Raw genomic sequence first — 14,408 nt, 5'->3', positions numbered from 1 at the left:
TAATTTATACAAAAAAAGGTTACTCGGTTGAGTAGCCTTTTCTTTTTAATACCAATTCAATGAAATAATATTTATAAAAAACACGTCAAGTTTTGTCGTACCTCAAGCCTACTTTTGTTTTTCAAAACCACAAAATTTACATTATGGATAAAGTGACTTTACAGAGAATAGAAAAACTTCACCCCGTCGTCCAAGAGGAAGTAAAACAAATCATTAAAGAATGCGATGAAGCCCTTACGGGAAGAGCAAAAATAAGAATCACACAAGGATTAAGAAGCTTTGAAGAACAGGAAAAACTATACGCTATCGGAAGAATTACAAGCGGGAAAAAAGTAACCAACGCCAAAGCCGGACAAAGTATTCACAATTATGGTCTTGCTGTTGATATTTGCTTAATGATCGACGGAAAAACAGCAAGTTGGGATACCGTAAAAGACTGGGATAACGACAAGGTAGCCGATTGGTACGAGTGTGTGAAAATTTTCGCCAAATACGGCTGGGATTGGGGCGGAAACTGGAAAACCTTCAAAGACCTTCCTCACTTCGAAAAAAAGAACATTTCCACTAAAAAAGGCATTGTAAAAACGAGCTGGAGAATGCTTGCTAAAATGGCTCGGGATAAATCAAATTATATCATACTTTAATTCTCTTTTATTTGAAATTAATTTTTAATACGACACGTTCTGTCGCTTACTCCGTCTACCTTTACTTTACAAGAAAAACATTAAAAGCAATCATATTTTAATGCCAAAAACCAACAGTTAATTATAAAAAACTGTTGGTTTCGTTATCTAAAATTGTAAATAAGTTTAAAAAAAACAACCAAAAACATCATGAAAAAGACAACAATTCTTTCTTTGGACGGAGGTGGAATAAGAGGCATTATCACCTGTATTATTCTACGCTACATAGAAGAGCAGCTTCAGTATTATGATAAGCCAAGCGCAAAACTTGGAGATTATTTTGATCTTGTTGCAGGAAGCAGTACAGGGGGGCTGATTGCGTCTATTATTCTATGCCCCGATGAACACCGAAAAGCAAAATATTCTATCCAAAAAGGGCTGGAATTATATGCAGAAAAAGGTGGTGACATATTTCAGGTTTCTTTTTGGGAGAAATTGATCAATCCATTCGGTTTGCTTAATGAAAAGATCTCTCAGGAAGCTCTTGAAAAAAACTTAAATGACTTTTTTGGCCACCTTGAATTAAAAGAGTTAATAAAACCCTGTTTAATAACAAGTTATGACATAGAAAACAGAAGAGCCAAACTTTTTAATTCTTGGGAAGCCAATCTCAGCACAGATAATTTTTATGTAAAAGATGTTTGCAGAGCAACCTCAGCGGCACCGACTTATTTCAGTCCGGTTCAGATAAAATCGATGTACGGGCAGATATTCAGCTTAATTGATGGCGGAATGTTCGCCAATAATCCTGCTCTTTGCGCTTATGCCGAAGCGAGAAAAATACCGTTTGCAGAAGTTTTGAAAAATCACCAGAAAGCCAATCATCCGATGGTAAATGACATGATTTTCGTGTCTATCGGGACAGGAATTGAAGCAAGACCCTATTCTTTCAAAAAACTGGAAAAGGCAGGAAAAATAGGTTGGGTAAGTCCAATTATTGACATCTTAATGTCTGCTAATGCAGAAACCGTTGATTATCAACTTTGCCAGATGTTCCAAACATTAGGTTTAAGAAATCAGAAAAACTATTACCGATTAAATCCATCTTTAAAAAATGCTTCTCCGGGAATGGACAATGTAAGAAGGTCAAATATCGAAAATCTTATCCAAGCCGGACTAAGTTATATTGATGATAACAGAGAAACTTTAAACCAAATTGTTCAGAAACTGATCAGAAATAAAATATAAGCTTTTTTACTTATAATTGTATAATATAAGCAAATTAAATTATATTTTAAAAATTTAAAAAAGATTAAATAACACGTCAAGTTTTGTCGCTTTTGAGTACTACTTTTGATATATAAACAAAGACACAAAACATAATCATTTAAAAACTTTTTAACGCCTTTGAATTCAACATTTATAAATGCTGGACAGCCAGAAACATGTTCAAATTTTAACCAAATTACCAAAACACAAGACATGGAAGCACCAAATCACAATCCAGATATAACCTTTGATGAAGAGCTCTACACCGTAGAATGGAGCGACATCGAAAATGCAGAGATAGACTATGAAAACTATCTCGATGATATTGAAAATTTTTTCAGAGAAGATTTCGAGAATGACATTTTAGAAGAAGAAATTTATTAATAAAAATTTTAAACACGTCAAGTTCTGTCGCTTCTCAACACTACTTTTGAAGTAATAATAAAACACAAGCAAACAATCATTTAAAGTTCGCAAAACACCTTTGAATTCACCATTCACAAAATGTTGAACAGCCAGAACTGTGTTTAAAAAATCCCGATCAACTAAAAATTACAATAAAGATGAAAAATTAAAAATCCGTGTGGAAAATTTCGCCGGAAACCACTAAAAATAAGGCGAAAATCTGAAGTAACTCTAATAAAAAGAGTCTTCTAATATTCTTTTAATTAATCAAAACCAAAATTGCAGAATGGCAGACATTGAAAACCCTACCGGACAGCCGGCAGAAAACACACCAACACAAACTTTATTTAGATTTGTAAGCTTAAGAAGTCCTCAGCTTTCAGATGAAAAAGGACAAGACAAAAGATTTGTACTTCTTCCTGAAGAGCTAAAAGATGATACCAAATTTTATAAACCTGTTACAGAAGGAACCGGAACTAAAAGAAAACTTTTACAGGAACGCGCAACCGCTTATGAACCAACAACAGAATGTATTTCTAAGGATAAACCAACCAATAACTTAGATTCATTTAAAAGATCTTATAAAGTTATTTATGATTTCGCATCTTGGCTGGCCAGAAATAAGAGCACTTGCACATATCAGGAATTTGTAAGCAAAAGAGACGAAGTACTTGCAGCCCAATACACCGCTCCAAGTGATGTTGTATTATGGAATAACCTTATTTATCAAGTTGTTACTCAAAAAGATTTCTACATTAAAGAAGTCATGATGCAGGTCATTTTAGCTTTGCATACTCTTCGCAATCCTTCAACCAATGAAGATGAAACTAAAATTTTATTAAATGCAAGAGTTGTTCTTCCCAAAGAATTAATGTTGGATGAAGAAACGCTTCCTGTTTCTCAGTCAGTTTCAAGAATGGCTTCCAACGAGCCTAAAGAAAGCTATCCGAGCGAGGAAATGAGACAACAGCAGGAAATCTCTTCTGCAAAAATAAAATTGAGTAGAATTGAAAGCTTAAAAAAGAACTTATCTGCCACAGAAAAAAAGTATAATAAAGAATATCAGGCAGAATACCAGGCTCAGGATGAAGCTTATCAGAGACAAATCGCCCCTATTATCACCGCCTACAACGAAGCCGTTGAAGCAGCTAGGGAGGAATATTGCGGAGTAAGACCTCCGGGAACAGAGTACGATCCAAAAGATCCATGCCAACAACCTAAAACAATTCCCTACCCTACACTTCCTAAATTTGATTTTAACTTTAGAGACGAAGTAAGCGCAGAAAACCTCGTCACATCTTTAAAACCAGAGAGCGTTGAAACACTTCTTGATGTTTTAGGACATAAATTTGACCCACAAAACATTGCAGGACGTGCTGCCGGAGATGATATAAGCGATCTAGATGATCTATTGGAAGGCAAAAATACATTTTTAGAGCTAACATCTGTTATCAATGAAAATGTAGAAAAGCTAAATAATATTATTGTTGAAAATACACCAGCTAATGAAGAAAGCTATACAAGTATTGGAGGAATAATTATACCTACTGCAAAAACAGTAACCTTTCCGTTTATTTATCAGATCTGTACGAGACCGTTCTACAAATCATACGTCCTTGATTTATCATTAACTATTCCGGATGCATCTTGGGATATTAGCTATGTTTCGTATGCTTTAACACCAAATAATACAAATTCAGAGATTTTTGGAGATTATTATGTAAAATCCAAAACCGGCAATACGATCTTTTTAAAAGACATGTATAATCAGGGCTTAGATTTTAATACTATTCAGGATTCAGCGATTCGAATTAAAGTTGCCTTTACAAATGGTCAAGTTACGGAGTTTGGAACATCTGGAATCAGTACTAGATATTGTGTAACCGGAGATTTTGCCCTTCAGGTTGACGAAAATGAAAACCCGGAAATTATTGATGATGGAAAAGACTTCATCCCATCAGGATTTGGTTTTAAGCAAATTGGTATCGCCGATTATTTAAAAGTAGAGCAAAGCACTCATGCCTATGTGGAGGGTGAAGTAGCTCACATCGAAAATGTGATGGCCAGAGAGTATCGTGAAAAATCTACACGAAGATTAAGGAGAAGTGAAAACACCTCAACTACATCTTCTGATACTGAAAGAGAGCAAATCAACGATACTACTACTGCTAATCGTTTTGAAATGCAGAGTGAGATTTCAAAAATGATGCAGGAAGCAAAAGATTTCGGTGCCTATGCAAATGCAACTTATAATGGTCCTAATAAATCATTTACATTAAATGCGGGTGCAAATTATGCTAGCCACAGTTCTAAGGAAGAAAGTACTAGAAAAGCAGTTACTGAAGCTCAGGATATTACTTCAAGAGCAATGGACAGAATTGTAACTAAAGTACACGAAGAAAGAATTGAGAAAATCATTGAAGAATTTGAAGAAAACAATTCTCACGGATTTGATAACAGAAAAGGCGATAAGCACGTAGTTGGAGTTTACAGATGGGTTGATAAATTGATGAAAAATCAGATTTACGACTATGGTAAACGTATGATTTTTGAGTTTATGATTCCTGAACCTGCCAAATTGCATCTTTTAGGAATGGCAAATATTAAAGCTGTGGATCAAGTTAACATCGCAAAGCCTGAAGATCCTAGAACTTCTAAAAATCTTCAAATGAAGGATTATTCATCATTAACAGATGAGTTGGTCTTAAAATATTGGTCAAGTAAATATAATATTGATATTGAAGATAAGCCAGCACTAAATTATAGCATTGGAAAATCAATGAGCGGGCACTATTCCGATGCTCTCAATGGTATCGAAAATTTTGCAACTAAAGATGAAATCCAGGTTCCTGATAATTATGTAGCAACCAGCTGTTCTGCGGGGTTTAGTGCGGCTAATGATGGAGCTGTTAGTGGTGTCGGTATCATAATTGGGGATGAAATTTTTCATTTCTCGGGACGTTGGTCTCAAATAGGAACACAACAGGATAGACAGTTTAAAAAACCATATTCAAAAACGATTCCTATCTCTGCTACTTTTTACGATTTATTTTCAGGAACTGCCAATTGTGTAGTAGATCTCCAATTAACTCAAGAGGCAAAAAACGCATGGCAACAAAAGATTTTCAAAGCCATCATCGATGCCTATGAAGAAGCATTAGTAGAATACAATAATAAAATATCCGAAGAACAAAGCAAAGCCGTAGTAATCAAGGACTCAAACCCTAACTTCTACAGACAGATTGAAAATACAGTATTACGTAAAAACTGTATTTCTTATATGGCAGATAGAGCTGTTGGTTCTACTCATGGATATGGTTTAGAAGGATTAACTCAAGGAAGTACGTTTACAGATTATGAAACTAACCTAACTTCTAAATTAGATAAATACACTGCTTTTGTGAAATTCATGGAACAGGCATTTGAATGGGAAAACCTTTCTTATTATCTGTACCCTTATTATTGGGGGAATAAACAAAACTGGACGGATCTATACCAATCAGAAAATACAGATCCTCTATTCCGAGCTTTTCTACAAAGTGGTATGGCAAGAGTGGTAGCAACCGTTCGACCAGGTTTTGAAGATGTCGTACAATTCTATCTGGCAACAGGTAAAATTTGGAATGGTGGCGAAGTTCCTGTAATTGGTGATGAACTGTATCTATCTATTGTTGATGAAATGAAAGAACCAAAAGGTATTAAACAAGGAAAAGCATGGTTAACAAGACTTCCAACAACATTAAATATTCTTCAGGCAGAAAGTATCGGACTAAAAGTAGCTCACGCTTTACCATTTACAACAGAAAATCCTAATGATTTTGAAGTTCCTTCAGAAGTGATCACTAAAGATAAATTCAATTTTGAAACGAATGAAAACCTTCTTGGCATTCAACCTGGTGAGGAAGAAAAAATAATTACCGGAGACTGGCTTTAAATAAAATCATTAACTAAAAAACAATAAAATGTCCAACATAGGAAAAATTATAAGAGTAAATGCATTGCCTCCGGCTGGAGAAAGAGAACTAAATGTAATTTACCAAGTAGCTGCACCAGGTGCAGCTACTTACACAGACTACGCGATTGATGCCAATGGAGATTTAAAAACCCATGCAGTAGTTGATGGTTATGTAAGTATTTCTGATTTTAATTTAATTGGAGAAGGAATTACAACTCAGGCAAATTTTAATGTCAACACAAGAGACAAACTAAACAATAAACTAGATAAACCTTATTTTGATGGAAATATTCAGGAGTATAACAAAATTATCGCTCTTAATGCTTACGGAGATACAGCTAAACTTTCTGTTGAAGATCTAGGGAAAAATATTGCAAACTCCTCTTTAACATCTGTTCAAGGAGCAGCCCTTACATTAGGAGCTGACTGGGCAGTATATACATCCGGATTTAATTACTCCATTGCAGGATTACCAGATGTCTCAGGAGACGGTTCTTTTACCAAAAATATAGTTGCAAGACCCGATGGTACAATAGGATGGGAAGATACATCGAATTCAGTTATAGATAAGAATATTGTTTCATTAAATACAACATCCTATCCGAACATCTATGCCTACAAAAACATGCTATCCAAGAAAAGTTCATTTATTGCATTATATCTAGATTTATCGATAGGTAGTCTAAGTAGCAATTCTGCCTATATGTTGGGAATTATACCTTCGGAATACAGACCCAAAGATAATACCCTCATTATGGGGCAAATAAGATATATTGAAAATTCCCAATGGGTTAGCAAACTTACATCATTTTTTTTAGAAGCATCCAATGGGCAAATTAGTTTAATGGATTCTCTCCCGGCTAGCACTAATGTTACTGTTTTTATAAGTACTCAGTATGTAAAATTGTAAATCTATGATATTACCATAAAGGTTAATTCATTAAATAGTAATGGCAGAGCCTAAAAACTCTGCCTTTTATCTAACACCAAAAAATCACACAATGAGTTTAGAAATATTAAATAATCCTCTTCTTGGAAATTCTTTTGATAAGATTTTGGGAGGAAATAGCCCTAATCTTTCACCCCCACCTTCCCCTGTTTTAAAAACTCCAACAGAATCCAAACAAAAAACAGCAAAACAAATCGCCAATACTTATTATGATGGCAAACCTGTAGCAGAAGGTAACGGATTTAAAATCTATTCTGATGAACCCATCTTCGGAGGAGACATAGAGGAAGTGAGGGTTTATAATAACAAATTCGCAAAGACCATTGGAGGGATCGATATTATTCTTTTCGCAAGTAAAAATGGAGCTTTTCTTCTTCAACGCTATATGGAAGCTCTTGCTGATAGTAATCAATTACTTCTTTTTTTGGAAATAAATGATGAATATAATTACAATACTGTACTTCGGTCAGTTGCAGGTACAAATCTCACTAATAAAAAAGATATTCCTTTTGCAGATATACTTGATTTCTCAAGAAAACATGAAGTAACAGTAACACCTGACGCGCTTAAAAAGCTGATTCAACAGGGAATTTACAAAAATAAAGTAAGTCTTATCAGCTGGTTTTTGGGATTAAAAGATGCTGCCGTAGGTAGGGTTTTTAATTTTTTCACTAAAGAGATATTTGTAAGTGCAGAAAAATTTTTCAATGGTATCGCAACGGGAATTTCGGGGCTGAAAGTAGTTGAAAACAGCTGGAATCCGTCTCCGAAAGAAGGCGAATACAATCCTATTTTTATTCCTGAGATACTTTATAAGGAACTTAAAAAATTCTATGAACATGAAAATTCTAAAAATCCTTATGAAAATCTAGAAGGACAAAAGAAAATCAATTCAAAAATTGTAAAAACTTTATTTGAAAAAATAGATGAAGCAAAAACATTTTTTCAAAATCTGTTGAATGCAGCAGAAAGCTTCTTTCCTGATTTTATTTTCAAAAGAATGAATCAGGCACTTAATCTGTTTTTTGGACAGATTGATAAAATTGAAAAATTTCTGGTTGATCCTTTAACCGGTATGCAACATGTTATTTACAGAAGTTTTCAAATTGCCAATGCTTTTTTATGTGGTATTTACAACAGTATTATCGACATCATTGCAGGGCTTTTTTCCATAATAGGTTTTATTTTTAAAGCAGTATCTGCAATGAAAAATATTTCGGATAATAAAGTAGAATACGGTGAGATGTTTCTGGAACTCATGGAAGATCTGATGGAAGGTGTGATTAATTTTGATTATGCAAATTTCATCTATCAGAGCATTACATTTCAATTGAAGACCATCATCCGTCTGGTCAATTGGATAGAAAATGCAGCAACCGGATTTACTTTAGAAAAAGCAACTTATTATTATGGTTATATCACCGGAATTATTGTAGATATTATTGTAGAAACCCTACTCACAGGAGGTGCAGCCGCCGTTGCAAAGCTTGCAAAAAGTGTAGAAGCTTTTATGCTCAACCCTTTAGAAAAAATTACACAGGCTATTGAAAAAACTGTTACTTTTACCAAAGACTTACTCACAAGAGTTCTGGAATTTATCCAAATGCTTATCCGTGAGTTTAAGAAAGGCGTAAAAGAACTTTTTGCTAAGTTAGAAAGTTTTATAGATGAGGTTTTCGGGTTTGGTGAAAAAGTCGGAGATCATGCTCTTACTCCTGCAGAGAAAAGATGGAAAGATAAACATAGGAAGATCCAGAAAAAGCTGGAGAGGAAGAAAGACCCAGCTAAGACAAAAAGAATAAAACAACATGAAGATTTTGTTGAAAAATGGTCGGGAAAATCTATAAGAACTCTTACTAAGATTGAAATTGCTAATTCATTAAAAGGTTTTACTGAGCAAGGAAATAAAATTGCAAAATTAATAGAAGAGGAAAAAATTATTATCCATATTTTAGATGATGATGATTACATTAAATTATGTATGGATGGATATGGTGACACCTTGGAAATTGCTGAAAATACTCATGCTTTTGCTGACGGTACCGATATGTATTTCAGAGCTTCCCGAAAACCTGATATTTTCTTAAGCGAATTAATCCATGAGGGAACGCATGCTAAAGAAATGAATGAAATTATAGAAATGATTAAAAATGGTAAATCTGAAATTGAAATTAGCAAAATTATGGGAAGTAATTGGTCTTCTGAAAAACGGGCTTTTTTTCATGAAAAGGCATGGCAAGAAGCTACGGGTATGGAAAAAGACTTCGAAACAATAGAAGAAATGTTGAATAATATTTTTTCAAATTACGACGAATATTAAATTTTTATAAAATGGACTCAAAAATAAAAAAATTATTAATAGAGCTAACATTAAATGGGAAAAAGCCATTTAAATATGAAATATTAGCAAAAGCTGATGAAAAGCTAGGAATAAGTGATTCCGTAACTCTTACAAATTTACTCATGCAATGGCACAAAAAAATAAAACAAGGTGTTCCCTTTGCTCAATACCAAAATGATTATCTTCAGCTTTCTGATGTTTCATTACCGAAATATAAGATTTTTTTCGACAACTGTCCTGAGCTTTCAAAATTGTATGAACTCAAAGCCAGTAAAATTTATTTCAATTCATTTTTAAGCCAAGAGGAAAAACAGGAAATTTTAGATTATGTAAATGAGCATTACAAAATAGTAAGACATAGTTATGGTAAAAAAGAATAACTAATTAAGCCGCTTCTAATGAAGCGGTTTTTCATTTCCAAAAACTGTTACTTTTGCCAAAGACTTACTCACAAAAGTTCTGGAATTTATCCAAATGCTTCTCCGCGAGTTGAAGAAAGGCGTAAAAGAACTTTTTGCTAAATTAAAAAGTTTTATAGATGAGGTTTTCGGGTTTGGTGAAAAAGTCGGAGATCATGCTCTTACTCCTGCAGAGAAAAGATGGAAAGATAAACATAGGAAGATCCAGAAAAAGCTGGAGAGGAAGAAAGACCCAGCTAAGACAAAAAGAATAAAACAACATGAAGATTTTGTTGAAAAATGGTCGGGAAAATCTATAAGAACTCTTACTAAGATTGAAATTGCTAATTCATTAAAAGGTTTTACTGAGCAAGGAAATAAAATTGCAAAATTAATTGAAGATGGAGAAATGCTTTTTGAAATATTAAACGAAAGCACCTTTAAAATGGCTTATTTAGAAAGTGGTGGAAAATTATCAAATTATAAAAAATATAGAATAGAAGCATTTTCTTATGGTGATATAAATTATTTTAGAGAAGATAAATCAATAGAATCATTTATGAGTGAATTGATACATGAAGGTACTCACACTTTAGATTATCTGGAGGAGCAAAGATTATTTGAATTAGGAAAATCTGAAGCAGAAATTGACAAAATACTAGGAGATATATATTCATTTGAGAAAAGAGCTTATTTTCATGAAAGAGCATTTCAAATTGCAACCGAAATGGATGTGGAATACAAAACAATTGAAAGTATGCTAGAACATATTTTTTACACTTATCCTTAAATATAATATTATGAAAATAGAATTTAAAGAATTATTTGATGAAATAATTAATTGGAAAGTTAATAATGTAAGACCAAAAATTTATTTAAAAAAAGCAAAAGATGAATTATCTACAGATGATTTTTATTTTGCTGTAAGCTGGCTATTAACATGGCTAAAACAAACAAAAATAGGATTAAAAAGTTTAGAAAAGTATGAATTAGGTCATAAGAAAACTTATCAAAAATATAATTTACTATTTCAGCATTGTCCCCTTATGACTGAAATATTTGAATTACACCCCGATGTTCTTACATGGAACCCCTTACTTATACAATCTGACATTTTAGAGATTAGAGACTATATAGATTCAAATTATAAACCACTAGTAAGGACTAGAAACAGTAAATAATAAACATTAATAATGTTGAATAAAATACAACATCCCACTGAAAGATAAACAATTTCCATATTACGCCGCTTCCAACGAAGCGGTTTTTAATTTCCAGAAACTGTTACTTTTACCAAAGACTTACTCACAAGAGTCCTGGATTTTATCCAAATGCTCATCCGGGAGTTTAAGAAAGGCGTAAAAGAACTTTTTGCTAAATTAGAAAGTTTTATAGATGAGGTTTTCGGGTTTGGTGAAAAAGTCGGAGATCATGCTCTTACTCCTGCTGAGAAAAGGGTGAAGGATAAACTAGAAGCTAGAGAAAAAAGATTAAAAGAAAAGAAATCTGGAATTTTTAGGAGGCGTTTTGGTAAAGTTAGTAAGTCAATAATGAAAAAAGAAATGCCAAAAGATTTCTTAAACGCATTAAAAGAATTTGGGAAGACAGAAGATGATATTTTAGACTATTATACAAAATATCATAATGAAAATGATTTTATTTTTTTTTAAATCAAATATCTGAAATAGTCGAAAAAAGTAAAAGTATTACTAAAACAGACGCCTTTTCACTTTGGAGTTATACCACTAACCATTATTATTCCGATTTAAATAATTGGTTGAGAAACAGAATTAATAGTAAGCAAACAAAGGAAATTTCCAAGCTTATTACGGCTGCTTTAGAAAAAATGCCAAGATACAACGGCTCTGCTTTTAGAGCCTTAGAATTTAGTGAAGACTCCTTATTACAAGCATTTTTAAAAACGCATAAAAAAGGAAGTGTAGTAAATTACAATGATTTTGTTTCTTGCGGAAGTAACACAAAAGCCGCTTTTTTTGATAAAGCTAAAAAGAATGTCTTTCTGAAGATGGAGGTTAAAAATGCTCCAATTATTTCAGATTTTGCAGATGGTATTAAAATAAGAGGATAGAAGAATTAGGAGATTTTAAAATAAAAAAAGATAAACATACCTTTTTCCCAAAAGAGTGGGATTTAGAAAAAATAAAAAGTGTTGTAAAAGAAGCAAGTGAGAATATTACATTTTCTGACGGAAACAAGTTTCAAGGAATAACTAAAAATGGTGTAAAACTAGAATTTTATATTGATAAAAATACAAGAGAAATTCATACAGCATTTATAATTTTTTAAAAAGTAAAAAAATGGAAAAAGTAAAATTCATTAATAAAGGATTGAATAATGAAGATATTAAAGCGGTAAAATCTGTAGATGATAAATATATATTATTAAGTCATTTCGTTGGTCAATTTCGTTTTCTAGATGACATACAAGAAGTAATAGATGATCTAGAGAATGTAAAAAATGAAGTAAAAACATGGGATGAAATAATTGCTCCCCTAGGAAATAATTGGGACATTGGTTATGGTAATGGTAGTTTAGATGTAGAAAGTAATGTAGCTTATTTTTTGACAGGCAATAAATATAACCAAAGTTTCCAAATGCCATTACAAGAGCTTATTGACTTAATGAAAGACTGGAAAGCATTCATGGCCTAAAATTCAAAAAAATATTTCACTTGATAACAACACTTTTTTATTAAATCAAAAGTCTATAGTTTCCACAAAAAAATAAAACACGACACCTTTTGTCGCATTAACCCCATATATTTGTCTTATAAAATTCATCCATGAAACGCTTGCGTTCCATTCGACAAAATAAAACGCAGCAAAGCTGCAACATAAATATATCCGAATGAAAAAAGACTTTTACCTGACAAGATATGCCTTAATTATAAAAAGATTAGAGAGTTCTCCGGCGACGTATTCTCAGCTGGAGGACTATCTTTTGAACTCTTTTGAATTTCAGGATGCGGATATTAAGAGCTACTCTATCCGTACCTTGCAGAGGGATATTCGTGAGATTTTAGGTCTTTTCAACCTTTCTATTCATAACAAAAAGAAAGGTGACAATCGATATTATATTGAGAGCCGACCGATCATGGAAGTGGATGAATACAACCAAAAATTATTAGAATCTTTTCAGGTAAGTAATGCGCTGAATCTTCATCCGGATTTCTCTAATTTCATCTTTTTTGAATCCAGAAAGCCGACTGGAGTTGAACATTTTTATGATCTTTTCTTTGCCATTCGTAATAAAAGAGTCGTGACTTTTGAGCATTACAATTACAAAAACAAACTGATGACTTCCCGAAAAGTTCATCCTTTGGCGTTGAAAGAATCCAAAGACAGGTGGTATCTTATTGCGATCGACACCAAGGATAAAGCGTTGAAATCTTTCGGTTTAGACAGAATTAATTATCTCGATGTTGATAAAAATAAATTCAGGGAAAAATATAATTATAATTTCAGAGAACATTTTAAAAATGCTTTCGGGGTAATGAATTTATCCGAACAAAAACCTCAAAAAATTGTCATTAAATGTACTAAACATCAGGGAGAATACATTAAGAGCTTCCCTCTTCACCAGTCACAGAAAGAGACAAAAGAAACCCTTGAAGAAACCTTTTTTGAGTTTTTCCTACACCCAACTTACGACTTTATGCAGGAAATTCTGTCTTACGGAAAAGAAGTTACCGTTTTAGAACCTAAAACCTTAGTTGATGACATCCGCACCCATCTTCAGGAGTCTTTAAACAGCTATTCTGAGCAATAAAAGAATGATCAGATGTCATATTTTTTGATTACTTTTACATAAATATATCAATTTGAAAGCATTATTTCTTTACCTGTTTTGCCTCATTTCGTCCCTTTGTTTTTCGCAACAGACGGAGGATTTTAAACAAGTAAAGAATTATTACAACAATCACCGAAGTATGTTGGGTACGGAGTTTAAGAAAAAATTCGATGCCGAAACCAATGCTTTTAACAAATCTGCCATAAAAAATGACTTCCGTTTTTTCATGAAGAAAATGGACAGTATTGAAAATGTAGCCTTGATCGGAGCTTTATTAAAAGTGAAAAATATTGAAGATCTTGCCAGAATTCAAAAGAAAAACATCAGCCCTCAAGATCCTTCCGAACTCAAAGCAACGACAGATAAAACGGCAGTTTATCCCGGCGGAGTTGATGCTTTAAGAAAGGAAGTTGTCGATCTTTTTTATTCAGAAGGTGTTCATTCAGATTTAAAAATAATTAAAACCAATGTTGCTTTTATTGTTGAAAAAGATGGAAGCATTAGCAATGTTCAGGCTCAGGGTGATAATTTCACCTTTAACAGACAGGCCGAGATCGCCTTATATTCTGTTTCGTCGAAATTTTCTCCGGCAACAATTAATGGTGATGCCGTAAGATTTCGTTTTAAACTTCCTCTAACTTTGAATATCGAATAATTA

The 14,408-nt window shown here is 33.0% G+C and carries 15 protein-coding genes; all 15 read left to right on the top strand.

Annotated features, from left to right (window positions below; all coding sequences use genetic code 11):
• Window positions 1–143 precede the first annotated feature (143 nt).
• The 15 genes from EG348_RS07795 (at window position 144) to EG348_RS07730 (ending at window position 14,405) form a co-directional block, all read left to right on the top strand.
• Complete coding sequence (locus EG348_RS07795; RefSeq protein ID WP_123982209.1) at window positions 144–644, top strand: M15 family metallopeptidase; 501 nt, start codon at window positions 144–146, stop codon at window positions 642–644.
• A gap of 189 nt (window positions 645–833) precedes the next feature.
• Window positions 834–1,871 (top strand): patatin-like phospholipase family protein, encoded by a 1,038-nt coding sequence (locus EG348_RS07790; RefSeq protein WP_123982207.1) that lies wholly within the window; start codon window positions 834–836, stop codon window positions 1,869–1,871.
• Window positions 1,872–2,105: 234 nt separating this feature from the next.
• The gene (locus EG348_RS21645; RefSeq protein WP_164463264.1) at window positions 2,106–2,276 is read left to right on the top strand and encodes a hypothetical protein; all 171 of its coding nucleotides are present in this window, start codon (window positions 2,106–2,108) and stop codon (window positions 2,274–2,276) included.
• A 307-nt stretch (window positions 2,277–2,583) separates the two neighbouring features.
• Complete coding sequence (locus tag EG348_RS21790) at window positions 2,584–6,231, top strand: hypothetical protein (RefSeq protein WP_185145500.1); 3,648 nt, start codon at window positions 2,584–2,586, stop codon at window positions 6,229–6,231.
• Window positions 6,232–6,259: 28 nt separating this feature from the next.
• Complete coding sequence (locus EG348_RS07780; RefSeq protein ID WP_123982205.1) at window positions 6,260–7,162, top strand: hypothetical protein; 903 nt, start codon at window positions 6,260–6,262, stop codon at window positions 7,160–7,162.
• Window positions 7,163–7,253: 91 nt separating this feature from the next.
• Window positions 7,254–9,521, top strand: a complete 2,268-nt coding sequence (locus EG348_RS07775) for a hypothetical protein (RefSeq protein ID WP_123982203.1) — start codon at window positions 7,254–7,256, stop codon at window positions 9,519–9,521.
• A gap of 11 nt (window positions 9,522–9,532) precedes the next feature.
• Window positions 9,533–9,922, top strand: a complete 390-nt coding sequence (locus tag EG348_RS07770) for a hypothetical protein (RefSeq protein WP_123982201.1) — start codon at window positions 9,533–9,535, stop codon at window positions 9,920–9,922.
• A 94-nt stretch (window positions 9,923–10,016) separates the two neighbouring features.
• Window positions 10,017–10,730: a hypothetical protein gene (locus EG348_RS07765; RefSeq protein ID WP_123982199.1), complete on the top strand. Its 714-nt coding sequence runs from the start codon at window positions 10,017–10,019 to the stop codon at window positions 10,728–10,730.
• A gap of 10 nt (window positions 10,731–10,740) precedes the next feature.
• Window positions 10,741–11,121 carry a hypothetical protein gene (locus tag EG348_RS07760; protein WP_123982197.1) on the top strand — a complete coding sequence of 127 codons (381 nt, stop codon included), beginning with the start codon at window positions 10,741–10,743 and terminating at the stop codon, window positions 11,119–11,121.
• A 150-nt stretch (window positions 11,122–11,271) separates the two neighbouring features.
• Window positions 11,272–11,610, top strand: coding sequence for a hypothetical protein (locus tag EG348_RS07755; protein WP_123982196.1), 339 nt, complete (start codon window positions 11,272–11,274; stop codon window positions 11,608–11,610).
• A gap of 107 nt (window positions 11,611–11,717) precedes the next feature.
• Window positions 11,718–12,029 carry a hypothetical protein gene (locus tag EG348_RS07750; protein ID WP_123982195.1) on the top strand — a complete coding sequence of 104 codons (312 nt, stop codon included), beginning with the start codon at window positions 11,718–11,720 and terminating at the stop codon, window positions 12,027–12,029.
• Window positions 12,026–12,247, top strand: coding sequence for an EndoU domain-containing protein (locus EG348_RS22070; RefSeq protein WP_123985037.1), 222 nt, complete (start codon window positions 12,026–12,028; stop codon window positions 12,245–12,247). Before EG348_RS07750 ends, EG348_RS22070 begins: the two co-directional genes overlap by 4 nt.
• 11 nt (window positions 12,248–12,258) lie before the next feature.
• On the top strand, window positions 12,259–12,612 hold the full coding sequence (locus EG348_RS07740; RefSeq protein ID WP_123982194.1) for a hypothetical protein: 354 nt from the start codon (window positions 12,259–12,261) through the stop codon (window positions 12,610–12,612).
• Between the two features lie 196 nt (window positions 12,613–12,808).
• On the top strand, window positions 12,809–13,729 hold the full coding sequence (locus EG348_RS07735) for a helix-turn-helix transcriptional regulator (RefSeq protein WP_123982193.1): 921 nt from the start codon (window positions 12,809–12,811) through the stop codon (window positions 13,727–13,729).
• Window positions 13,730–13,781: 52 nt separating this feature from the next.
• Complete coding sequence (locus EG348_RS07730; protein ID WP_228414844.1) at window positions 13,782–14,405, top strand: energy transducer TonB; 624 nt, start codon at window positions 13,782–13,784, stop codon at window positions 14,403–14,405.
• Window positions 14,406–14,408: the final 3 nt, after the last annotated feature.

The sequence above is a fragment of the Chryseobacterium sp. G0201 genome, assembly GCF_003815655.1.
Classification (GTDB): Bacteria; Bacteroidota; Bacteroidia; order Flavobacteriales; family Weeksellaceae; genus Chryseobacterium.
The sequence above is the reverse complement of the archived record's forward strand: the minus strand, read 5'-3'. Positions and strand labels throughout refer to the sequence as shown.

Excerpts from the sequence above, each read along its gene's own strand:
- EG348_RS07795 (WP_123982209.1), top strand. The coding sequence starts at position 144 with ATGGATAAAGTGACTTTACAGAGAATAGAAAAACTTCACCCCGTCGTC.
- EG348_RS07790 (WP_123982207.1), top strand. The coding sequence starts at position 834 with ATGAAAAAGACAACAATTCTTTCTTTGGACGGAGGTGGAATAAGAGGC.
- EG348_RS21645 (WP_164463264.1), top strand. The coding sequence starts at position 2,106 with ATGGAAGCACCAAATCACAATCCAGATATAACCTTTGATGAAGAGCTC.
- EG348_RS21790 (WP_185145500.1), top strand. The coding sequence starts at position 2,584 with ATGGCAGACATTGAAAACCCTACCGGACAGCCGGCAGAAAACACACCA.
- EG348_RS07780 (WP_123982205.1), top strand. The coding sequence starts at position 6,260 with ATGTCCAACATAGGAAAAATTATAAGAGTAAATGCATTGCCTCCGGCT.
- EG348_RS07775 (WP_123982203.1), top strand. The coding sequence starts at position 7,254 with ATGAGTTTAGAAATATTAAATAATCCTCTTCTTGGAAATTCTTTTGAT.
- EG348_RS07770 (WP_123982201.1), top strand. The coding sequence starts at position 9,533 with ATGGACTCAAAAATAAAAAAATTATTAATAGAGCTAACATTAAATGGG.
- EG348_RS07765 (WP_123982199.1), top strand. The coding sequence starts at position 10,017 with ATGCTTCTCCGCGAGTTGAAGAAAGGCGTAAAAGAACTTTTTGCTAAA.
- EG348_RS07760 (WP_123982197.1), top strand. The coding sequence starts at position 10,741 with ATGAAAATAGAATTTAAAGAATTATTTGATGAAATAATTAATTGGAAA.
- EG348_RS07755 (WP_123982196.1), top strand. The coding sequence starts at position 11,272 with ATGCTCATCCGGGAGTTTAAGAAAGGCGTAAAAGAACTTTTTGCTAAA.
- EG348_RS07740 (WP_123982194.1), top strand. The coding sequence starts at position 12,259 with ATGGAAAAAGTAAAATTCATTAATAAAGGATTGAATAATGAAGATATT.
- EG348_RS07735 (WP_123982193.1), top strand. The coding sequence starts at position 12,809 with ATGAAAAAAGACTTTTACCTGACAAGATATGCCTTAATTATAAAAAGA.